This is a genomic window from Phaeobacter sp. 11ANDIMAR09 (assembly GCF_001294455.1).
Classification (GTDB): Bacteria; Pseudomonadota; Alphaproteobacteria; order Rhodobacterales; family Rhodobacteraceae; genus Pseudophaeobacter.
In genome coordinates, this window is record NZ_LIKT01000006.1 from 195,616 (window position 1) to 218,025 (window position 22,410).

General features: G+C 52.1%; 17 protein-coding genes, 1 tRNA gene and 1 pseudogene. 9 read left to right on the top strand and 10 right to left on the bottom strand.

Annotated features, from left to right (window positions below; all coding sequences use genetic code 11):
* Positions 1-110: 110 nt before the first annotated feature.
* The gene (locus AN476_RS07495; protein ID WP_054460359.1) at positions 111-578 is read left to right on the top strand and encodes a GNAT family N-acetyltransferase; all 468 of its coding nucleotides are present in this window, start codon (positions 111-113) and stop codon (positions 576-578) included.
* Positions 579-667: 89 nt separating this feature from the next.
* Here the strand turns inward: AN476_RS07495 and AN476_RS07500 are convergent, their stop codons facing one another.
* Together AN476_RS07500 and ctaD are read right to left on the bottom strand one after the other, a co-directional pair.
* Positions 668-1,159 (bottom strand): DUF2244 domain-containing protein, encoded by a 492-nt coding sequence (locus tag AN476_RS07500; protein WP_054460360.1) that lies wholly within the window; start codon positions 1,157-1,159, stop codon positions 668-670.
* A gap of 164 nt (positions 1,160-1,323) precedes the next feature.
* Entirely contained in the window at positions 1,324-2,997 is a 1,674-nt protein-coding gene (gene ctaD, locus AN476_RS07505; protein ID WP_054460361.1) for a cytochrome c oxidase subunit I, read from the bottom strand.
* A gap of 339 nt (positions 2,998-3,336) precedes the next feature.
* Here ctaD and AN476_RS07510 point away from each other — a divergent pair, with 339 nt between their 5' ends.
* Together AN476_RS07510 and AN476_RS07515 are read left to right on the top strand one after the other, a co-directional pair.
* Positions 3,337-3,762 (top strand): HIT family protein, encoded by a 426-nt coding sequence (locus AN476_RS07510; RefSeq protein ID WP_054460362.1) that lies wholly within the window; start codon positions 3,337-3,339, stop codon positions 3,760-3,762.
* Positions 3,763-4,355: 593 nt separating this feature from the next.
* On the top strand, positions 4,356-5,996 hold the full coding sequence (locus AN476_RS07515) for an alpha/beta fold hydrolase (RefSeq protein ID WP_157063698.1): 1,641 nt from the start codon (positions 4,356-4,358) through the stop codon (positions 5,994-5,996).
* 118 nt (positions 5,997-6,114) lie between these two features.
* On the opposite strand, the gene lipB is transcribed toward AN476_RS07515, so the two are convergent.
* Positions 6,115-6,774, bottom strand: coding sequence for a lipoyl(octanoyl) transferase LipB (gene lipB, locus AN476_RS07520; RefSeq protein WP_054460408.1), 660 nt, complete (start codon positions 6,772-6,774; stop codon positions 6,115-6,117).
* Positions 6,775-6,900: 126 nt separating this feature from the next.
* Here lipB and AN476_RS07525 point away from each other — a divergent pair, with 126 nt between their 5' ends.
* From AN476_RS07525 to AN476_RS23335, 3 genes are all read left to right on the top strand, one after another.
* The gene (locus AN476_RS07525; RefSeq protein ID WP_054460364.1) at positions 6,901-8,745 is read left to right on the top strand and encodes a caspase family protein; all 1,845 of its coding nucleotides are present in this window, start codon (positions 6,901-6,903) and stop codon (positions 8,743-8,745) included.
* Between the two features lie 190 nt (positions 8,746-8,935).
* Positions 8,936-9,022: transfer RNA gene (locus AN476_RS07530), tRNA-Leu, on the top strand.
* Positions 9,023-9,343: 321 nt separating this feature from the next.
* Positions 9,344-9,559 carry a hypothetical protein gene (locus AN476_RS23335; protein ID WP_054460365.1) on the top strand — a complete coding sequence of 72 codons (216 nt, stop codon included), beginning with the start codon at positions 9,344-9,346 and terminating at the stop codon, positions 9,557-9,559.
* A gap of 5 nt (positions 9,560-9,564) precedes the next feature.
* Here AN476_RS23335 and AN476_RS23530 read toward each other — a convergent pair.
* Together AN476_RS23530 and AN476_RS07550 are read right to left on the bottom strand one after the other, a co-directional pair.
* Positions 9,565-10,536 (bottom strand): annotated as a pseudogene (locus AN476_RS23530) (recombinase family protein); the annotation flags it as partial.
* Positions 10,536-10,856, bottom strand: a complete 321-nt coding sequence (locus AN476_RS07550) for a hypothetical protein (protein ID WP_157063699.1) — start codon at positions 10,854-10,856, stop codon at positions 10,536-10,538. The gene AN476_RS07550 and the pseudogene AN476_RS23530, both read right to left, overlap by 1 nt.
* A 207-nt stretch (positions 10,857-11,063) precedes the next feature.
* On the opposite strand from AN476_RS07550, the gene AN476_RS07555 reads away from it, so the two are divergent.
* Positions 11,064-11,804 carry a hypothetical protein gene (locus tag AN476_RS07555; protein WP_054460369.1) on the top strand — a complete coding sequence of 247 codons (741 nt, stop codon included), beginning with the start codon at positions 11,064-11,066 and terminating at the stop codon, positions 11,802-11,804.
* 87 nt (positions 11,805-11,891) lie between these two features.
* Here AN476_RS07555 and AN476_RS07560 read toward each other — a convergent pair whose 3' ends face one another.
* The 5 genes from AN476_RS07560 to AN476_RS22825 all read right to left on the bottom strand — a co-directional run bounded on the left by AN476_RS07560 (position 11,892) and on the right by AN476_RS22825 (position 20,318).
* On the bottom strand, positions 11,892-13,814 hold the full coding sequence (locus tag AN476_RS07560) for a UvrD-helicase domain-containing protein (protein ID WP_054460370.1): 1,923 nt from the start codon (positions 13,812-13,814) through the stop codon (positions 11,892-11,894).
* A 9-nt stretch (positions 13,815-13,823) separates the two neighbouring features.
* The gene (locus AN476_RS07565; RefSeq protein ID WP_054460371.1) at positions 13,824-15,986 is read right to left on the bottom strand and encodes an ATP-dependent endonuclease; all 2,163 of its coding nucleotides are present in this window, start codon (positions 15,984-15,986) and stop codon (positions 13,824-13,826) included.
* Between the two features lie 157 nt (positions 15,987-16,143).
* Positions 16,144-17,106, bottom strand: coding sequence for a hypothetical protein (locus tag AN476_RS07570; protein WP_054460372.1), 963 nt, complete (start codon positions 17,104-17,106; stop codon positions 16,144-16,146).
* A 91-nt stretch (positions 17,107-17,197) separates the two neighbouring features.
* On the bottom strand, positions 17,198-17,419 hold the full coding sequence (locus AN476_RS22820; protein WP_157063700.1) for a hypothetical protein: 222 nt from the start codon (positions 17,417-17,419) through the stop codon (positions 17,198-17,200).
* Positions 17,420-18,119: 700 nt separating this feature from the next.
* Complete coding sequence (locus AN476_RS22825) at positions 18,120-20,318, bottom strand: CHAT domain-containing protein (RefSeq protein ID WP_157063701.1); 2,199 nt, start codon at positions 20,316-20,318, stop codon at positions 18,120-18,122.
* Between the two features lie 403 nt (positions 20,319-20,721).
* Between AN476_RS22825 and AN476_RS07580 the strand changes: the two genes are divergently transcribed.
* Positions 20,722-21,228 carry an antirestriction protein ArdA gene (locus tag AN476_RS07580; protein ID WP_054460374.1) on the top strand — a complete coding sequence of 169 codons (507 nt, stop codon included), beginning with the start codon at positions 20,722-20,724 and terminating at the stop codon, positions 21,226-21,228.
* A 359-nt stretch (positions 21,229-21,587) separates the two neighbouring features.
* A complete protein-coding gene (locus tag AN476_RS07590) occupies positions 21,588-22,292 on the top strand; it encodes a recombinase family protein (RefSeq protein WP_253279852.1) in 705 nt (234 codons plus the stop codon).
* The last annotated feature ends 118 nt before the right edge of the window (positions 22,293-22,410 follow it).

Consider the following 22,410-nt stretch of genomic DNA (forward strand, 5'->3'; position numbering starts at 1 on the left):
GAGGCTATCTGAAAGGGTGAAATGCACTTTGCCATTCAGCCATTGGCTATCTAGACTAAAACGTCTTGGGAGGTCCGAGACCGGGCCAAATGAATAAAAGGAAGCCACTGATGGGTGTTTTCGTCAGGGAGGCCACAGCAGAAGACGCTGAGCAGATGAGCCATATTCTGCAAAAGATTCTGGTTTCTTGGAACAGCGAACGGCCCAGCTCGGCGGCCCATGTTCTGGCGCATTATGTTGAAAGCCCGACAGGGATTCGTTGCTCTGTCGCCTGTGATCCGGCCGGCGATGTGGTGGGCTTTCAATCTCTGGGGCGGGCTGAGGCAGACAACCCCTACGATCTACCAACAGGCTGGGGTTACATCGGCACCTATGTGGATGCCAAAATGGCGGGCCAGGGCGTGGGAAAGGCTCTTTTTACCTCGTCGCTTGAAGCGGCGCATGAGGCGAAGCTGCAAGAGATTGACGCTACTATTGGCGAGACAAATGCTTCGGCACTGGCCTATTACAACGCGTTAGGGTTTCGCAGTTATCGGACCATGCCCGGGGCGATCGGTAAAAAATTCAGCCTTGGCTGAACGGTTTCTTGCGGTTCCGCTTTCTCTGCTCTGGATGTTCCCGCAGCCAGGGCTCTGAACTTCAGGCATCAAGGCGGGGCTGCTTGGGATCAAAACACCCGCTTTAACTCATCATATAGCGCCTTGCGTTCCTCCTCAGAGAGAAAGGCACCGATCTCCACTTCGCGGCCAGCTCCGCGCAGGGTGACGTAATTGGGCACTGGGCCATCGCTGGTATGCAGTTCTACCGTCACCCAATAGCGATTGCAGTGCCAATCTTGTTGGCTGCCATTTGCATTGCGCCGCTGCAACCTGGCCTCCTTGATATCCAGCGTCAGCACCTCGATTAGCTGCGCATCGCGGCGGTTGCGGTCCAGTGCGTATTTCAGACCAAAGAGTGCCAGCAGTAGAAAGGGCAGCAGCCCCCAGAACACCAGAGATCCCGCAAAAGACAGCAACGGCAGGGCGATCAGCAGGGCTGTGACGCCGATGAAACGCACATAGCCCCGCGCGTGCAGCGATTGATACGGCCATAGATGCAGCTCACAGCTTGTGGTGTCATCCGCCTTCTGTGGGGGCGGGGTAATCCAGGAGTAGGGCATCGCGTACTGGCACCAAATGGCATCGGGTCTGGTGGCATTTAGGTATGTTGGAGTCAGCTTTTCAAGCGGGCAATTCGGCACATCAGGGCCAATAGGACAAGGTCCAAAAGAAAAGCCCCGAAGCAGATGCTCCGGGGCTTATTACATTTGGTCTGTGCCGATGTTTAGTGAGAGTGGGATTTGTCCCAGTCTTCCTGCTTCGGCAGGATCTCAAAGGTGTGCTCTGGCGGTGGCGAGGGCAGGGTCCATTCGAGGGTGTCAGCATATTCATTCCAGTAGTTGTTCTGGGTGATCTTGGCGCCGCGCAGCAGCGAATAGATTACCACACCAAAGAACAGAATGAAGGATGCAAAGGACAGGAAGGCGCCATAGGACGAGATCTTGTTCCAGTAGGCAAAGCCTTCTGGATAGTCGATGTAACGACGTGGCATGCCTTGACGGCCCAGGAAGTGCTGGGGGAAGAAGGTCAGGTTGGCGCCGATGAAGAACATCCAGAAGTGAATCTGAGCGCCCAGCTCGTTGTACTGACGACCAGTCATCTTACCAAAGTAGAAGTAGATCCCCGAGAAGATGGCGAATACGGCACCCAGGCTCATCACGTAGTGGAAGTGTGCGACCACGTAGTAGGTGTCGTGATAGGCCCGGTCCACAGCCGCCTGCGACAGCACCACGCCGGTTACACCACCAACGGTGAACAGGAACAGGAAGCCAAAGGCAAACATCATCGGTGCTTTGAATTCGATGGAGCCGCCCCACATGGTGGCAATCCAAGAGAAGACCTTAACACCAGTCGGCACCGCGATGACCATGGTGGCCAGCATGAAATAGGCCTGTTGGTTCAGCGACATGCCAACTGTGTACATGTGGTGCGCCCAGACAACAAAACCCAGAACACCAATGGCGATGATCGCCCAGACCATGGGCAGATAGCCAAAGACCGGCTTGCGCGAGAAGGTGGCAATCACGTGGGAGATGATGCCAAAACCGGGCAGGATCACGATGTAGACTTCGGGGTGACCAAAGAACCACAGGATGTGCTGATACAGGATCGGGTCGCCGCCACCGGCAGGATCAAAAAAGGTGAAGCCAAAGTTGCGGTCCATCAAGAGCATGGTGATGGCGCCAGCCAGAACGGGCAGGGACAACAGGATCAGCCAGGAGGTCACAAAGATCGACCAGCTGAACAGCGGCACCTTGAACAGGGTCATGCCGGGGGCACGCATGTTCAGGAAGGTGGTGATCATGTTGATGGCACCCAGGATCGACGAGGCACCAGAGACGTGCACCGCAAAGATCGCCAGATCCATCGAATAGCCGCCCTCATTCACCGAGAGCGGTGGATAGAGAACCCAGCCCACACCGGAGCCCAGCTGGTCATTGCCGCCGGGCGACAGAACCGAGGCCACCGCCAGCGAAGTACCGGCGACATAGAGCCAGAAGCTGAGGTTGTTCATCCGGGGGAAGGCCATGTCAGGCGCGCCGATCTGCAGTGGCATGAAATAGTTGCCAAAGCCACCGAACAGCGCCGGGATCACCACGAAGAACATCATCAAGATGCCGTGGGCGGTGATCAACACGTTCCAAAGATGTCCGTTCGGGGTACATTCGCTGGAAGCATCCGCAACAAAGCGGGCGCCTTCCGCGCACATGTACTGAACGCCGGGATCCATCAGTTCAAGCCGCATGTAGACGGTGAACGCGACGGAGATGAAACCTACAAGCGCCGAAACGATGAGGTAGAGAATGCCGATATCCTTATGGTTCGTGCTCATGAACCAGCGCTGAAAGAATGTGCGCTCGTCTTCGTGGCCGTGACCATGAATGGCTGCGTCTGCCATTAGGTGCCTCCTGTTGCATAACTTTTGGCCCCAGGAAACACTCCGGGTGGCCATAGACTCATATGCGGTTTTAGTGTGCCGTGTTGTGGCCTTCAATGGCGGAGTTTGATCTGGATCAAGATTAATTGTCGCGGGCACTTGCTTTTGCCCCGAATTTTCCCATTTTCTGTTGGTTAGAACCGTCTCTTAGCTGAATTTTCTTTATTTGCTCTGTGCTCAGGGTTGAATGCGCCGCGCGGAGATGACCCCGGGCAAAGGCTTGACCCGAGAGATCAGTGGCAGCACAAGCTTGGGCAAGTCAGTGCAATACTGATCTGTGCAACCAAGGAGGCGAGCCCGATGACGGCCTATGATCCCGAAAACATCTTTGCGAAACTGCTGCGCGGTGAAATCCCTGCAGCGCGCGTCTATGAAGATGAACAGACTCTGGCCTTTATGGACATTATGCCCCGGGCGGACGGCCATCTGCTGGTGATCCCCAAGACCCCCTGTCGCAATGTGCTGGATGCCAGTCCCGAGCAATTGGCGGCGGTGATGCAGGCGGTGCAAAAGCTGAGCCAGGCGGTTCTAAAGGCTTTTTCGGCGGATGGGGTCACTTTGCAACAGTTCAACGAGGCCGCCGGTGGGCAGGAAGTCTTTCACCTGCATTTCCATATCTTGCCGCGCTTTGAAGGCGATAAGCTGCGCCCCCCAGGCAAGATGGCTGAGCGAGAGGTGATCGAAGCCCATGCCGCGCAGCTTCGTGCGGCGGTAGCGGCGCTCTAGCCTCGCCGTTCCAGGGATCAGGGGCTCCAAATCCACCCCGGTCTTGTGGCGGGGAGCCCTGATCGGCTCGATGAGAGCCGCGCGTTTGACTGTGGAGGCTGTGATCCCCGGTCCGGTCCTGCGGTCATAGGGGGGCAGATGGGGCCTTTCGAGTTTTAAACCTCAAATATTCTGTTTTGCGATTATTTTTGTTTTGACTGCAGCGTAGAGTTGATTTTATTTCCCTGCTGCGTAGTATCTCCCAAATTGAGACTGCAGTTTCTTGAAATCTGTGACCTATGTCGACGGCTTGGGAATTTGGCCTATTGTGGCCTTTACGCGCTGTCTGCGCAGCGATCTTTTGAATTTGTGTCTGGTGGGCATTTAAAGTGTTTGGTGGCTTTGGGTCACCCTTGACGATCCCGGGATGTTGAATGCGGTAATCGCCCCTTCATCTTTGGCGTGATGTCTGCCTTGTGCGTTTGTAATGGTGGTAAAACGGATTGGTAAATCTGCAACGAGAAAATCTGCCATCGAGGGAACAGATTGTTGCGGCAATCTATGAAACCGTTTTGCGGCCTCAGCTCTTTGACCGCTTTAGTTCACAGCAACAGATGGACTCCTTTTCCAGCGCAAAGCGCATCTCTGCTGGCGCCAGGCCCGTTTTCGAAGCGCCGGAACTGCAGGCTCATTTTGCCAGAGCTTTGGACATTCTGGAACACCAGTGGAATGAGATGGGGCGGCCGAGCCCAGCGGCGATCTGCGCGGATCCTGTTGTTCCCGGTTGGGAAAGCAACACCACGAAGGAAAGTGATTTCTGGGTTCTGCTTTCCCCCGCAGGAGAGGTGCTGCAACAGCCTAGAGCATGGTCCCGGGCCGGTGCGGAGCAGTCGATTGTGGCACGGGAGAGCCTTGCTTGGCTGGCGCAGGCAAGAGGGCCTACGGGAGATTGGCGGGCTTTTGTCGATCGAATTGAAGCGCAGAACTTTTCTTGGCAGGATATTTTGGTTCTTGAAACCTCCCTGCCGAACAAGAGGTTTTTGTGCCGCCCCATCTGGCAGGGGGGGGCAGCTGGGGCGCCTGTTGCGATCTCGGTCGAGCTAATGGAGGTCGCTTGGCCCTTGACTGCCAGTGCCTTCATCGCAAAGACCTTTGGCCTCGACACGCAGGAGGTCGAGCTATTGCGCACCGCAGTGCTTGGCATCAGCCCAGAGGTCGGGCGGGGGCAGGGCCTGGGCAGCATTGCCGCCAGGGCTGGCGCACCAGGCGCGGCCGAGCTTGTCCGGCTTGTGGGTTTTTTGTTGCAGGAACACGCCAATGATCTGGCGATCGCCCAGGGGCAGGTTTTGCCTCCCAGTGCCATGATTTGTGACCGCACCGGACGCGAGACCCAATACTTCAGGCTTGGGGCTGACACCGGGCAGCCAGTCATCTTTGTGCATGGCATGATGGATGGGATTGCCGGGGTGCAACACCTGCAGCCGTTGCTGCGGAATCGCGGCTTTCGCGTCTATGCGCCGTTGCGTGGCGGCTATGGCGCCTCGGCTCCGCCCCCAACGGAACACCAGCAGATCGACGCTTTTGTGGCGCAGGTTGATGCTCTGATCGAGCAGGAAAACCTGCAAAAACCGCTGCTTCTGGGGCATCGAAGCGGCGTCATCTTTGCAAGAGCCGCGGCCCTGCGTCTGCGCGGGCGGATTGGCGGTTTGGTAGGCGCAGCGGCAACGCCGCCACTGAAGCAGACCCGAGACTATCGCAGTCTGCATCGGTTTCACCGCGCGCTAGCGCTTTGCGCGCGCTTTGCCCCCCCTCTTGTGCCGATGGTCCTGAAGGGCTGGTATCGATCCATTCAGCGTCAGGGGGCTTCGGCATTGGTCCAAAGCCAGGCGCGCCCGGGCAGCTGGGGCTGGCGGCAAATTCACCAGATGGAGCTGGACGCGCTGCTTTCTCTTAGCCTCTCCTTGATGATGGAGCAGGGCGGGAAGGGGGTTTTGACGGATCTCAAGCTGACTTCCAAGGATTGGCGGGATCAGATGATCGGCCATGCCGGTAAGTCGATCTACCTTTGTGGCTCAGAGGATGCCCTGGCCCGGCAAAAAGGGCTCTACCCGCAGGCTCTGGGGGCTGAGAGGGTTCAGTTTCGCATCTCTACGGGGGCGGGAGATGTCCTGCTCTATGTCTGCCCAGAGCTGGTCCTGGAGGCGCTTGAGGATTTGTCATTGACCCAAAACCCCGAAATCAGACGGGTCTGTTAGGCATGGGTTGGGGCAGGGCGCCAGGCAGGAACTGAGCGGACTTGGAGGGCTACAGGGGCTCAACGATGGATGGGGGGGGGGAGATCCGCGCGGTGGCGGCTCTGCGGCGTTTCGGCTGTCAGTCGATCTCTGCGGCAAAGACTTCATAAAAGCTGCGTTTGAGGGCGACATCCACATCCGCCAGAGAAACGGGCAGGCCAAGATCAACAAGGCTGGTGACACCATGTTCCTGAATGCCACAGGGCACAATGCCGCCAAAGTGATCCAGATCGGGTTCAACATTGATCGAAATTCCGTGGAAGCTCACCCATTTCCGCAGTCTGATACCAATTGCAGCGATCTTGTCTTCCGTCAGGCTGCCATCGGCCCTGCGGGGTTTGTCCGGGCGCTCGATCCAGACGCCGACCCGCCCGGTCCTGATATGTCCTGTGAGATTGAATTCGGCCAGGGCTGCAATCACCCAGGTCTCCAACTCCTGAACAAACCGGCGCACGTCGTGACCGCGTTTGGCGACATTCAGCATGACATAGACCACCCGCTGGCCGGGGCCATGATAGGTATATTGGCCGCCGCGTTTGGACGGATAAACAGGAAAGCGGTCCGGATCTGTCAGGTCTTCGATCTTGGCCGAGGTTCCCGCCGTGTAGAGCGGCGGATGCTCCAGGAGCCAGATACATTCTGCAGCTTCGCCTGCGGCAATTGCAGCGGCGCGTGTTTCCATAAAGGAAACGGCACTATCGTAGTCCACCAGAGCGTCTGACGTGATCCATTCTACCATCAAAGATCCCGCCATTCAGGTGAGGCATGTTGCCTTAAAGGTGATTTTTTGTCGAAATGACTCGTGCAAAAGACGCGAGCTGCGCTAGGCTGATTCCATTCTGCGTGTTTTATAAAGGGGTGTGACATGTTTTCAAAGTCACTAAAGTCTGTTTTGGCAGCGGCGGTTTTTTCCACGTCATCGGTGGGGGCCGTAGGGCCCGCAGTTGCAGACAATCTGGGCGCGGCCCTTCTCGGGGGCATTATTGGCGGCGCCATCGTGAACGGGAGCAACCGCAACAGACGCGCCACCACCCGACGTTCCACCGGCAATTCAGCCGCCAGGACTCAGAACCGGGAAACGCAGACCTCGTTGAATTACTTTGGTTTCCCAGCTGGGTCGCCCGACGGGGTTATGGGGCGAAAATCGCGCGCCGCCATCAGCCAATATCAGGCCTATATGGGATACCCGTCCACGGGACAGCTGACTGAATATGAGCGCGGCTTTCTCAATTCATCGCGTCAGCGCGCCCTGGCCAGTGGCTTTCAGGCAACCCAGCAGGCCAATTCACACCCTGATGGATCCAAAATCCTGTTGAAAATCTACTTGAATGAGCAATTGCAACAGCGCCAGATCCCGCAGCAGCCGGTTCCTACCCAGCAGATGACAGGCGTTGCGACGACAACAATGGTCGGCGTGCCACAGCAATATGGTCAGCCGATCCAGCCACAGGGTACCTATGCCGGTCAGGCGCCTGTGACACTGCAAACCTACGGTGTGCAGCCTCAGATGAATGGTCAGCAGATGTTGGGGCAGGGCCAGCAAGTGCCAGCCTATGGAGCTCAGGCGAACCAGGGCCAAGCCTATCAGGGCCAGCTGCCACAGGGGCAGGCCTATCAGGGGCAGGTGCAACAAGGTCAGCATGCCTATCAGGGTCAGCAGCTGCAGGGACAGCAAGTCTTTCAGGGGCAGGTTTATCAGGGGCAACCTATCCAGGGTCAGGCACAGCAGGGACAAATGCCACAGGGCCAGCTGGTGCAGGGCCAGACGTTCCAGGGACAGACCTACCAGGGACAGCAGCAAAATCAGCAATTTCAGGGGCAGACCTATCAGGGGCAAGTGGCTCCACAGCCCGCCGTTCGGCAGCCGGCAGCTCCGCAGGGGGTCGCCGTTGCGGCGCTCAGCTCATCTGCGGCTGCTGCGGTGACAGCTGCAGTGGCTGAACCAGAGCCGAGCCAGAATCTCTACACCGGCCCACAGATCCAGCGCCGCGCTCTGGTGATCGGCGTGGATGGCTATGAGAACCTGGAATCCCTGCAGAAGGCCCGCAACGATGCATTGGCCGTGAGCAATGCTCTGGTCGATCTCGGCTTCGACGTCATGACGCTCTATGACGCCGGCCGCCGTGACATCAACAGCGCCGTTTCAACCATGGCGGGGCAGATCGAACCTGGGGATGAGGTCCTGTTCTACTTTGCCGGCCATGGCATCGAGGTGGATGGGCGCAACTACCTGCTGCCCTCGGATGTGCCGGTGGTGAACTATGGCGATGAAAGCTTCCTGACAGGGGAGAGCATCCCCGCGGGCCGCATTCTGGACACCTTCCAGCGCCGGGGCGCCCGGACCACCGTGATGGTTCTGGATGCCTGCCGCAATAATCCCTTTGCGCAGGATGGCCAACGCGCCGTTGGTGGTGCCCGGGGATTGGTTCGGATGGATCCGCCGGAAGGGGCCTTTATTCTCTATTCCGCTGGGGCCGGCCAAACAGCCCTGGATCGTTTGTCGGATGATGACGAGAACCCCAATTCGGTCTTTACCCGGGCCTTGCTGCCACGGCTTCAAGAGCCGGGCATGTCTCTGCATGATCTGGCCAAGCAGGTGCGTCGGGATGTGCAAAAACTGGCCTCTACCGTGAATCACGAGCAATTCCCGGCCTATTATGACCAGATGTCCGGGGACCTGTTCCTGTCGTCGCAAATGGCGGATCAGTAACAGTTTTCTCTTTCAGCGGTGAGGGTAATTTTTCGGGGGAGTGGGCCTGTGCCACGCCCCTGAACGCCCCGCGAAATTGAGCATATCTTTTGTGTGTCGGGGGGAGATCATGAAAACGCACTTTCTTTGATTTTGCCTCTTCACATCTCGCCATGGCTCGTCTAATACCGCGTCACCAAGCCTAGACAGTGCGGTCGTGGCGGAATTGGTAGACGCGCAGCGTTGAGGTCGCTGTGGGGTAACACCCGTGGAAGTTCGAGTCTTCTCGACCGCACCATTACTATTTTCCCTATACTGAAACACCCTTAACGCCTTGAATGGTATGGCTATTTCGGGTGTTCTAGCTCCCTCAATCCGATGGTATGCGAAACGGTCTACAAAGGCCAACCTAAGCAGTATTCTGCGCAGAGTGATATTTCCGCTATCCCATAGTTTCCAAGGGTTTGCGAGAAACTGGAGTGAGTGTTCTAGCATCTCTTCCAGTCTTCCCTGTTTTGGTGCGTGATGGATCAGAGAATCTTGCAATCTGACCTTGGATTTCTCCAATCTTGCGATCTTTTCCTCATAGGCGCCGATCACAGAGTCATTGGTCGCGTTGATGATCCGCGCCAGCAATGAATCGATCTGCTTTTCAGCCTCAGTGATTTGCCGTTTGACGGACGCCTTCGACTTTTTCATCTGTTCTGATCTGCCATTCCACGCTGCATGGAACATGGTTTTTGCCATAGCAAACATTGTCGGGCTGGGCTCCAAAGTTTTGATGACCTCGCCAAATGCACCTTCCACTTTGTCACGCGGGATGGATTTGCCGTAGCTGGCGCACCCCTTGGTCTGACACAGATAGTATGGATAATGCTTGTACTTGCCTTTGGACCATGAAGAGCGCAGCGGCACATTGCAGTCTCCGCAGGTCACGAAGCCGCGTAACGCGAAGCTTTCGCCGATGTTTTTGCGCGCGGGAGCCAAGGCAGTCCCCTTCAGGCGTTTCTGTGCCTTGTCGAAGGTCTCTAGCGAGATCAAGGGTTGGTGCTGCCCCTTGAGCCAGTTCAGGCCATAGGTCTCGCTACAGATGTAGCCTGCAAAGAGCGGCTGGTTCAAAATGTCGGTGACGCGCTGCTGCTTGACCTCACCGTGTTTGCTGCGCGGGAAATCGGGATGGACTTCAAAGAACCTTTTTACTTCCGCCTGCGTTTGGAAGCGCCCCGAAGCAAAGCCTTCAAAGGCGTCGCGCACGAGGCTGGCCAGTGGTTCGTCAGCGATCAGCAACTTGCCATGTCCTTTCACGGTCTTGTAGCGATAGCCCACAGGGGCGTTGTGCACCCAGTACCCTGACTGCATGCGGGCTTTCATCTTCTGCGCTACCTGACGACCGTTTTGTTTGCGCTCCAACGCGCCTTGGGCGGCCATGATGGTTTCGATGAACTCACCTTCTGGCGTGTCGTCAAACTTGAAGTTCAGGCACTCAATGGTTGCGTCCCGCTTGCGGAAGGCTTCGCGCAGGTCGAGGTGGAACCGTGTGTCACGGGCAAAGCGTTTGAGATCGTCAAAGATCACCACGAACTTCTGATCTGGCTGGGCATCAAGGAATGACAGCAGCGCCATCATTCCCGGACGTTTCATGAAATCCCCGCCGCCTGTGATCGTATCGGGAAAGACAGCGGCAACCTCGTAACCCTTGTTCGCGGCGAACTCACGGCATCGGGTTTCCTGAGATTGAAGCCCGTGGCCTTCAGCTTCTTGTGCCCGTGATGAGACACGGCAGTAGATGAGTGCTTGTTGTTTTGCTGTCATCAAAGACTCCCTTCCCGTTGCCCGCTTTCCTGCGGGGCTGCTGCTTGTTCAAATTTTGATACGGTATTGTTCAAGTTTAGCACATCAGCGGCAGGCAATTCAGCCAAAGAGATGTCTTGTCCACAGACCTGTTGGATGGGGTGAATGCCAAAGCCCAAATCAACAAAGCTGACCATGATCGACCACAGGGCTTCGATCAACTCGCGCTTTTGCTCTTCGGAGATGTCCTCATTCTCAAGAAACGGCAGATAGGCGTCCCAGTCGATGCTCAGGCGCGGCGGAGCGGTCTCGGGGTTAAATTCAGGGGGAATGTCGGTCATGGCCTCGTCTTTCTGCCTCTTGGCGTTTTTCTGTTTTGGGGATCTCCTTTTTTGAACCTTCACCATGAAGGAACATAAGTGGAACATCATAGGATAAAATTCCCAGAACCCAAAGCAGATTTTTGAATGTGTAGCGGTTGGTAGCCTCAGATTAGGCTGGCCATACGCGCGCGACACGAGGCAGAGTGCGGGTATAAACAGGTATTAATGTTCGGGAATTTTCTTGTGGATATTGATTGGCTGAAGGCCAGCGAAGACCAACGCAAGCAGCTCTATGTGGCGACGCGTGCCGTCGCAGATGCAGGCAGCACAACGGTTGAAGAGATCATGGACGTCGCCCTTGGCCGCAAGGCGCTGATGGGCACGGACTACCTGTCCACCTTCCGCAGGGGTAAAATTCGCAAGTCATATGCCAAGTTGATCCATGGCTGGATTGCGGAAAACCACATCGAAATCGCGAACAATATTGCACCGGGTTTGTTCCCTCTTTCTCATACGGATGCATGGGGGCGGTATCTTGCGGAACATGCCATCCACGGCAGGCTGCGCATCGCGCGATTTGGCAGACAGTCATTCGGGCTTGTGCAGCGGAAGAAGGATCAGCCCAAGCCTGATGAAGTTCTCAAGCTGGGGGAAGAATTCTGTTTCCATCTGGACAGCGATATCTACGGCTATGCTGTGGCGTTTCAGGAATACAAAGGCACCTTGCATCCGCTACCGTTGGGATCAAACGGGGAGCTACACATGCAAGTTCAAGCTGGTGAGCAAATTCTGCCAATCAAGGAGGATGGGAAGCCCGACAAACTCACCGAGATGAATGATTTGGGACAACACCTCTTCATCATCTCAGTAGCTAGTCAAATTGCCGAACTGCCGACGCCAACCAGTCCGAATGAATTTTACGGTTACACTGAAACACACTTGATCAAAGTTGAGATTGTCCCTTAATCCCATGAACTTTCAGGCCATGATCAGGCTTTGTTCACCAGCTGAGCCGAAATGTGGCGGTATCATCTGATGTTGTTCCAAGTACCTCTAAAATTCAATTACTTCACCTTCTTTAGCAAATTTTCTCTCTATAAGGTCAGCCTTAACTTTAGCCATATCGGATGTGTAAATCACATGAGCAAGGCTGTTCTTTGCTCTTGTGGATGTAACGTAGAACAATCGCCGCGTACGATCTGCGCTAATTTCTTCGCCAGCGTCCCGCTTCTTCTGGCTAGCTTTGGAGGGCTCTTTTGCGCCGAAGTACTGTTCGTATGAGAACAAGAAGCCACCCGCCTCATCATCATCCATGACAACCATGACGCGTTCGAATTCATTTCCCTTTACGCCTTGGTGAGTTCGAAAAATTGAATTCTGATCAATGTAGTCTCTATAGTTTTGAATTTGAAAGAAATCAGTCTCCAAAGCGTTAGCCCAAGCGGCGATCTCACTGTCATCATCCTCTTCGCTGACCAGTTCTGATACCTCTTCCGTTAGGTCTTCCCCTGTTTCGGCCTCATCGTTTCTGGAAGCGGGCACAAAAGCCTGCAATTTCGATGGAAGCCGAAGTAACCTGTGATCAGCAAGCACTTCAAGAACCGCCCGAAAGCTAACCTTGTCGTTCGAAACTACTTCTCTCAGCGCATGCTCTGCTGCCCGACCAAGCTTAAGCGGATCATCTTTGTTGGCGTCGAGGACACTAGCTTCCAGAAGTGGGGACTTGTTTCTCCGCAATATCGACATCAACTCAGCTCGGTTTTCCTTCAAACTCGCTTCAGCCAATGGAAATACTACACCTGAAAAAAAGTTTAATTCGGTATTGTCGCCTTCAGAAATCTGGCCCTTGATCTTTTCTGATACAGAAAGTTGATCCCAAAGACCATCAAATCCAAGACGACGTCCTGCCATTTTGTGTTCCAAGAGCAAGATTGCGGTTTCTTCGGATCTAGAATCCACCCACGCTTCATCACCTGTGGCTTGCGCCATGAACTCACGAATTTTCGCTTCGATTGCATCTTTGTCCGAAACACCGTGTGCAAGTAAAAAATACCGAACGTAGCCTTCTGCAGCCCCATCGCGGGCAAACTGCATACGCCCATCATCTTCACTACGGATTTGATTGCCTAATCCTACAATGCGCCGCGCCGAACGATGGTTCATTTCTTTGTCAAAGGTGATCCAACCGCTTGGCTTGGTTTTCCCAAGTTCAGGCTCCCCCCCCCCGAAGATGCGCTGCATTGTATCCCCCAACAGTCCGATCACAACGCTGTCCGACTTAGCAGTTTGCAGATCAAAGAAAGCACTAACTACATCTTTGTTGGTGTCCTGACTTTCATCGATGAAAATAAAAGGGAACTTGTTTACAATGACTTCAGCCATCATGGGTTTTGTGGTCAAAAAGTTTGAGAAGATTTTCAGAACATCTGCATGCGAAAGTGCATTCTGCGATGAGTTGACCCCGTTGGGATCGTAGACGAATGTGCGCGGTTCTGCCAACCACTCTAGCTTTTCTCGCAGGCGAATGATTGTTCTTTTGCGCGCGTCGGATGCTTTGGTCCCTGCGCGACCTCGACGTTCCAAATCTTCAACTTCGGCAAGATCCGCAGGCACTTTTCCTAAGTACCACTTGCGAATATCTTCGTTGAACCCCGCGATGGCCGACCAGCAAAAGCTATGAATCGTCGACACCGCGAAGATTGGGCTTTGCTGGATTCGGTCCTTAATTTCGTCAGCGGCATTGTTCGTAAAGGTAACGACAGCGATTTGCTTTCCCTGTCTAGCAAAATCACTGAAATGCTGAGAGTTCAGAAAATCGAGCGCTTCTTTAAGGGAGTATGTTTTTCCTGACCCCGCCCCGGCAAAGGTGATGAAGCTTTTCCCCGATCCAATGCGAAGGCACTCTCTGATGCCTTCATCAATGTTACTGTCATGATCGATAGGTTTAGTTTCAGCTAAGAATTTTTCTTGTGACATAACGGTCTCCTATGACTTTGGCGAGAGCTGCGCTTCCAACCATTTGAGGCCATCGCTCATGTACACCGGAGGTCTGAATCTCGCGGTCTCTTCACTTGACAGGTGAAAAAGGCAGTCAAAGGCGAAGTTTCCCTTGTTTAACTTTTTTACGTAGTCATACAGTGACTCTGATAGAGGCTTGCTACCGTCCTCAAAGGCAACTTTTGCATCTCTAATACTGCCTTCATTTTGAAAAAACTCATTATCAAAATTGGCCAAAATCAACGCATCCTCAAAGGTGCGGGACAGGACATCTTGGCCGTTAATTTTAGTTGATTTTTGATAAGCAACATAGAGCGGAGCCCCTCGACTGTTTGTCACGTGATCCATCATTGATTTGTCAATCAACTCATCCACAAGCACTACTTTTGGGTGCCAGTTTTTCAGAGTGGCATTACTAGTTTTTTGATCCGCTTGAATCTGCGGGAAGCAGGATTTTTTGGCGCTGTTAACAGAGTCGAGATCCGTAAGCACTAGAGTCGCAACGCCTAACTTCTCGACCAGATCTCTATATTTGTGAGTATGTGCTCCACTCACTTCAAGCATAGAAATATATCGACTCGACAACCCCGAAAAGCTGTTGGCTATAAATTCAGGCACGAGGAGACGCTCTGCTTGCCCCTCTACAAAAATGACGCCGTCAGCAAAGAAGATGTCACAATGTGTAAGCTTTAAATGCTTTCGTACAAACTGAAGCTCTTCTTTCGGGCTTGCAAAAAGCTCTGACATATTTGCGATTGATGTATGGTCCATTGCAATAGATGCATTCGCGCTATTTCTCCGGAAGTAGCGTAGATCTTTGAAATCAATATCATCAATAATGTGGCTCGAGTGCGTGCTGATCACCAATTGCGTTTGATATTCAGGCTTATCCACTCCGGTGCCCTTATCGCGCAAATTAGCGTGATTTCGGAGTGTTTCGTAAGCTTTCGAGATAAATACACGTTGAACCTGAGCATGTAAGTTAACTTCAGGCTCTTCAAGGAGGACCAAATGGATTGGTTCAATCTGCTCTTCCACTTTTTCCATTGTCGATGCGGACTTTCCGACGCGCATCCACTTATCTCGAAACTCTAACAGCCTAAACGTCAAGTAGATGAGATTTTGGTAACCAAGCCCCAGATAACTTTCAGGGAGAAAATCGTCTTCATCCTTGTCAAATTTGTATTGAACAGAAGAGGACTTCTGCAACGCGTCAGTTCCGCTAATCTTAGCAGCGATTTCGACAGTTGGGTTGCCGCCGATTCCTGGGTATCCCATGATCTTGAGTTCTTCGAAAGGATCCTTGAACTGCTCGTTTAACCTATCAGTAAATCCCTTTTCCAGTTTCTGCTGTTGTCCCAAGACAGTAAGGTCTTCCACTGCTGGGAAATCTTCTGGGTTCAATATGCGATCATAATAATCACGAAGCAGCTTGTTTAGCCGTTGCTTTTCAGAATATGGTCCTTTTTGTTCAGCGCTATCTTCTGCGCCTAGGCCTCGTTGCTCGGAGATAACGTCTACTCGAATAAGCTTTTTCAACGCTTCAGACTTGAGAGGCTGCAAGGTCTCGGTCGCGGAGGCGCCGCTTGCCTTACTCAAAATATGGTGTTTCTGCTTTACGTGCGTGCTGAAGTTTTTACCTTTTTCTAAAAAATCACATAGATCCTTGGGCCACAGACTGACCTCACCTTTATGTTCAGAAACTACGTGCCTTGCGTCGACAAACTCACGAAAGAGTCTCTCGATATCCTTTGGTTCGTAGGTCATGCGAACCGACAGTATGCCACCACGCCATTCTAAGTCAGGAAGGATATCGCGAACCTTATAAGCTTCACTTGCCTCCGCTGTGATGTCGATATCTAGACACGGTAGTAAACTGATCAGTTTTGCAGATAGCCCTGCCATATCCTCACTCTTAGGAAAGGCTTTCTCAACCTCTTCGCCAAGCGTTTGGATTGCCTTCCAATTTTTCTTCGAAATGTCTCGAACCCTGAGGTTTTCAGGGCTTTTTAGGAATGTATGAAGCGCACCGATGCAGGACGTCTTTCCGCTGTTGTTAGCTCCAACAAGTACTGTTTGTTTATCATCAAGCACCAAGCTCACGTCGGATAGTCGGCGATAGTTCTTCAAAGCAAAGGTAGAAATTTTCATATAGATGCGGCCCAAGGAATCTGAAATTTTCTATATAATACATAGATTTATCAGGCTCGCAACCTGAAGGTGTGATGCGAAGAGTGATTGCGGCAAACGAACGTATTCTGAAGTTTTATGTCGGATATTTTTCTTCATCCACGGTTTTCGAGTGTCATCAGGTCAACTTGACTCCCGATGCAACCAGTTCTCTCCATTGCTGCGCGCCGGTTGTGAGCAGTTTTACCGCTTCTGTACCTTGGTTGAGCTTGGCGAACTGAATGTCATGAAAAAACTCAGTCACGCTCCCTAGATCATCGATGATTGTTTGGGCAGTGGCCGTTTTTGCGAGCGAGACAGTGTCAAAGAATGCAGGTACAACAACTTGCGCAACAAAGTGTTCCTGCTCCTTCTTCTTTGAGAATTTTTCTGTGGAGGACATACATTCGCAGGAGTCGACCACCCCTAGGTGCGCCGAAAGTAAAGGCATATCAATGAGATGTCCGAGAAGTTGAAAAATGCGTGTCGCGGCTTTGGGGTGCGTTGTATTGGGCGAATGACTAGACGCATCAGTCCGTTCGATCAACATCATCATAGCTGAAATCGCAGCAACTCGGACACGCAGGGAAGCCCACTCGTTTGATGAATATGCATCTAGCAACATTTCAGTAGCATCGTGGTCAGCCTGCATTTCGAAAATCAAATCTTTGACAAACGTGTCAGAGCTTTTCTCTATCCGTTCCAAGAGAGCACGGTGCTTCGGGGTGGAGGTTCTTGACGATTGTTCTTGGGTAAGATTTTCGAAGTGCCCCATCTGGTAGTGGTGCATTTCATGCAACATCAACCAGACGAGGCTGACGTGTGTCATCGTCGCGGCATTGACACAGATTTCTTTTCCAAAGCCTGCATAGAAATTGTCATCAAGAAATGCTGACGTCCAAAGTGCAGAAATGCTGTCAACTGATCCGGAGCTCGCGTGGATGCGGAATACCTTGCCATCCATTTCTGCCAGAGCCCAGAGCTCGGGGTCAACGACGACATCAAGTACCGGCAGGACTGGAAACGCTTCTCCCATCGTTTCCGCATACTGTGCCAAGGCCGTATCAAGGGCACGTTTAAGATGATGCTCTGCTTCTAACATGAAGGGTTTGTTGCAGAGATGTGTTCAGTCTTCCACGTTGCAAACGAAGTCATGGCCGTGACAGAACCTCTCTAGAGCAGTAGTTGAAAAACTATTCAAAAAGATCTGGGGTGTTCTCATCGCGGCGCTTGGAGAGCCCTTTTCCCCTATCGAAACATGGATGCTTAATCTTGCCCAAACCTTTGCCGCCCTCAAAATGCGCCCAGCCATTGTTCTTCATCTTCACGCTGACGATTTGCGCACCGCATTCAGGACAAGCATGGCGAAAAGCAGCTTTCTTACCTTTTGGGTTTGAAGAAGTGTTGGTGTACACAGCTGTCTCTCTGACGTGTATGATCTGACCGTTTTTCCCCTGCCTAGTATGTGCAGCGCGGCGATGCCATTTTCCACTCATTGTTCACTCGCTTACCTCTAATAGAACAACGTTAAGTTGCTATCGGTCACAAAAGCAAGGCAAAGAGTCTGTTGGAATTTGGCTACTAGTAAAGAGTGTTGGCTTTGTGAAAGCGAGCTGCAAAACACATCATGAGATGTGGGTCACTGACCCGTTTCCGTTGTGTCACTTTGGGGTCATCTTCAGGTATAAGGTTTGCTGCGAGCTGTGTGTCAGATGAGAACCTGCGCTGCGATCCCTGCGGTCATCCTACAGCACTAAGATGTGCTGCAAGTTGTGTGTGGTAGTACCACACGACTTGACAAGGGGGCTGCTGCGCTCCCCCGTTGTATCCCCCAAAGCTGATGGTCGAGATTGGCATTGAGCCAGTCACGACCATGCAAACATATCGGTATTTGATCCCTCGCAGGTGAGATTTTGCTCTCCCTGCACCCATCGACCTAGGGGCGTTCCTGCCCCTAGGAACCCTGATCAACCGTCTGCCGATTGAATGCCGCCAGTTTGCTGAAGCTGGATCCTGTCAAAGGGCGAGACTGCTCCCCACGCCTTGAAACTCGCTCGTAGAGCTTGGGGATTGTGTCTCTCCTTCTGCATTGAAACATGCCCAAACGACGTATCTTCATTGAAAAATTTCGGATATTTGTTTCTCTGAGTGCACAAGTATCGTTTCAGGTCTTCCAACATGTAAGTAGCTGATAGCGCTTGAGTTAGCTACCGCACATCTAAGCTCACGTCTGGCTTGTTTTTCCATGATCCCCAATTCGGTCAGCGCAGTGATAACTTCTTCGAACGGCCATTTTGCCAGGCCGTTAATTGCGAAATTCCCCTTCAGATGCAAATCTTTGAACTGTTGTTCATTTATATGACCTTGTTTTTCCAGTGTTGCTAGGTAGTCCCTAAGCAGCTGCATCCGTATCATGCCTGAAACAATTTCTAACCACGAAAGAGATCTGCCATATACTTCATGAGCTCCCGGAATAAAGTTTGCAACACGGTGTAACAGGCGGCCTATGAATGCCGCGGCATCAATTGCATGAAGAGGAAAAACGGATGCGAGAACAGATCTTGCTCCCAAGGATAGAAAGCCGTTGGCAGTCGTGGCATGGTTGCGATCAGCCGCATGAGTGTCACATGCACTTAGGATGACGATTGGGGGGATGCGAATTTTTCTTTCGCTAAGTTTCCATACGTCTATTGCCATGCCCTCAAGGTGAATTTTAGCTGCTCCTTTACTCCTATGAGAGCCATGACCATCGAATATCAGCATTGCGCCGTCAAAAGCATTGAGTGCATCGACGAGCTCATCTTCATTTGCTACCTGAACTGTTCTGACTTTTACTTTGCCTTCTAGCTCCTTTCGGAAACCTGAGATCGCAAAGGGCATAAATGGACTGATTGGATCATCCCTTTTCAAAGCACTAATCACGAGTACTTCTTCAAAACTACTTGGTGTCAAGTGAAGGTGCCGTTTGGGAGATATGGAGTTAACAAATAGGTTTCCCGGAGTTACGGGGATGCGTGAAACATTCTTTTGTATGGATAGAGGAAGGCCTTTAACATCAAGCCACTCCAGATGGGTATCAGAAACGACCCGAACGCCATGCTCGTTGCGTTCTATGAGCGGGAGGAAATCAGCAGGAACCGCTTCGTTTATGTTCCGCTGTACTTTTTGAAAAAGTTTTGTTCTCTTCCTTTCAGTCGTATGCTTGGCATGATGTTGCTGAGCTAGCATTCTAACCTGCCCCGCAGTTTTGTTAATTTCGTTTGGCAGGCGGACAACAGCTGAACATTCTGACGCAGCCAAGACCCCAATACATTCCGTGCCAAACGATAACTCTTGCGCACGCATCCTTAAAAGGAAGTGGGGGGATGGCTTGTCCTCACCTTCGCTCCAAAATGTACCTTTCTGTGCAGTAGTTTGAGCGGTAAAACTGTATCCTTTTTGTCGAACTAAAGAGTTTCGAGCCACGATGAATTTTTTTTGTTCTTGAGTCGATACTGGTGCGCCGGCTAGCGGCAGTGTTTTGAAGTGTGGATATATAGAAGGTGCGTAGAGATTTAGTTCCGGCGTTGGGCGGAACAACTGATTAGCTTTTCGCTCTCCAATTTCGTGTCGTTCATCTAAAATTACTTTGGCGGTCTTTGAAATCTGTTCAACATATGGTGAGATGTCAGAGCCAATTTTACTGAACGGACCATCAATTAGTTCCTCGAATCCCATTACCGAAAGAGCGCACAAGTTCGGCGCGACTGAATTGTGTCCGCCCACTTTGAATCCGATGTCCCTTGCGCTTGGTTCTTCCCAGCTCTCAATAAGTTCTATTGCTTCCAATCTCTCTTCTTCATGGATCTTTCCTTTTAGTGACTTGCAGATGTCAACAAATGCATCTCTCAAGAGGTCAAGGGAGAAGTCTTTAGAAGATATTCGTGCGCCTTTTGTTGATACGGTTACTAAGGGGAAGGCGTGAGCATTAATCCACTCTTGATAATCTAGGATATTGTGGTTGGGGCCAAAGAAAATTACAACAAACGGAGAGAATTCGGGAACTAAAAATCTGGTTAGGGCTTTCGGTGATTGGCCAGCCCAGCTTAAAGGAGATTGTCCAGATATCTTAATAGGAAGTCGCGCATCTTTCAAACTGGGAGATAATTCGGAAATGCTTGAAGGTAGTAAAGAGATGCCACGAAGGAAATGGCTGTTCTCGCAAAGACTAGGTGCGAAACCTTGCATAAGAGTGGCTTGGTTCGGCGCTCCATCTTCTACAGGGATGAGATAGTGGATCTCGTGTAGTAAGTTTGTTTTAGGTGTGTCGGGCATTTTGCCGAAGCTTTCTATTTGTTATTAAGATTTCTGTAATTTATTTTGGAAAAATGATTGCTATCATAAGCTTATTGTGTCCGGAAGCTTGGTTGAGAGCAACAACTGTAGTGGAGATTTGCACACAAGGTTCCGCTCCTTGCAAGCTTTCCTACCAATGTATGTCGACCAGATTGGGGAGTGTCGGGGAGACATGTCCTCTCCTCAGTACTCCCATGACTGACTAGGGCTGCCGCCCCCGCGCGGTTCAAAGGGTGGGTCCTCACCATGCTCGCTTCATATGCATTGCAGCTCCGCGTGGCTCTGGTCCTGTCTGCGGCACCTTTGATCCTTGCACCCCCGCTCCTCGGCGGAAGCCAGACGGGTTTATGCGCAACCCGTCAGAGACCAGAGGAGAAAAGACATGCCGCAGCTACACGCACAACCATACGACCTAGACGCAATCGGTTTTTACTTTGAGAGCGTTGAGGAATATCAAACCATTTCCAAGCGGCACATGAATGCCCATTGGGAACCCGTTGAAGAATACGAAATCCTGTTCATTGATGGCGATGACATCGACTGCGCCTTGGCCAAGGCATGGGGCATCAATCAGGCCAATATTGGCGGGTACTTCGCGGCATGTGATGAATGGGAGGACTACCAGAAGAAAGTCTTCATCATCGCCGTTGGTGAAATCGGGTACGGTTTCGATCCCGAAGATGTTCACCCAGAAGAATTTGACGTGGATCTGTACCACGTGGACAGCATGAAAGAACTGGCGGAACAAATAGTCGGTGAAGGCCTATTCGGTGATATTCCCGAGCATTTAGAGCGCTACATCGACATGGACGCCATCGCCCGCGATTTGGCTCATGACTACACAGAAACCGAAATCGCAGGCGAACGTTTGATTTACAGGGCTGGGTAAAGGTGGTTGGCGTGCCGCCAACCTATTGAACTGGATGAAGGAATGGCGTCACACATGCCCTGACGGTCAATAAGCCAAAAAGCATAACCGCCAATTGAAATTTCCAAGTATTCCCAAGCCACAACCCTGCGCAAATGAAGAATACAAAAAAGGCTGCCCCGCTGCCTAGAATATAGAGAGTCGTTTCCTCCATCGTCATACGTTGCCCTCCGCATGGCGGTATTTCTGATTGTTAAGAATGATCATTGAAACCTCGTTTGAGCTGTAGCCGCTCAAAAGGGGTCCCTTTTGATAGGGGTAGCACATCACCACCATCGGAGTCCGCCATCGCTGTTTTCCACAGATTTTTTGACGGAGTCTTGCTGACCAAAACCACTTCCACCGCCGCTTTGAAAGGGACCCCTTTTGCAAAGAGGAAAATCACCATGTTTGGAGATTGTTTTGACGATCAAACCCCGCACAATCAGGGGATGGGAACGCAGGTAAAAGCAGGTAGGAAGATTGGGTATGTTCGCGTGTCGGACAAGGATCAAACCGAAGCTCTTCAACTTGATGCCCTGCAAGCTGAAGGTTGCAGGAAGATATACACGGATCATGGTGTGTCAGGCGGCAAGGTTGACCGCCCCGCACTGAATGCGCTGATGCAAGAGCTGAATGCAGGCGACACGCTCACAGTCTGGAAGCTGGATCGCCTTGGGCGATCAACTATCCACCTGTTACAGATCCTCAGCGACCTGCAAGAGCGCGGGGTTGAATTCCACGCCATCACGCAAGGGATTGATACGCGTACTGCAGTGGGGCGCATGATCTATGGGCAACTCGCCGTGTTTGCCGAATATGAACGCAGTCTAATTTCTGAGCGCACGAAAGCTGGCATGGCTGCGGCCAAGGCCAGAGGTGTGCATGTTGGTCGACCACGGTTGTCGAAAACGATGGAAACTGCCCTTGATGAACTGAGCGATATGGAAGTCACATTCAGTGTTCCTGATGACGAAATCGAGCGAAGCGTAGATCAAGGCAACTCCTCGGTGCTGCCGCAAGATGCCAGCAAGACAAAACACTAGGGTTGTGGTTCTACAGCTCAGAGATGACTTGAATTTTGAAAACCCGCGCCACACTATCTCAGGGTTGATTTGATTTAGATTCCATCAATCCTGACGTATTTCAATTTGTGGACTAGGC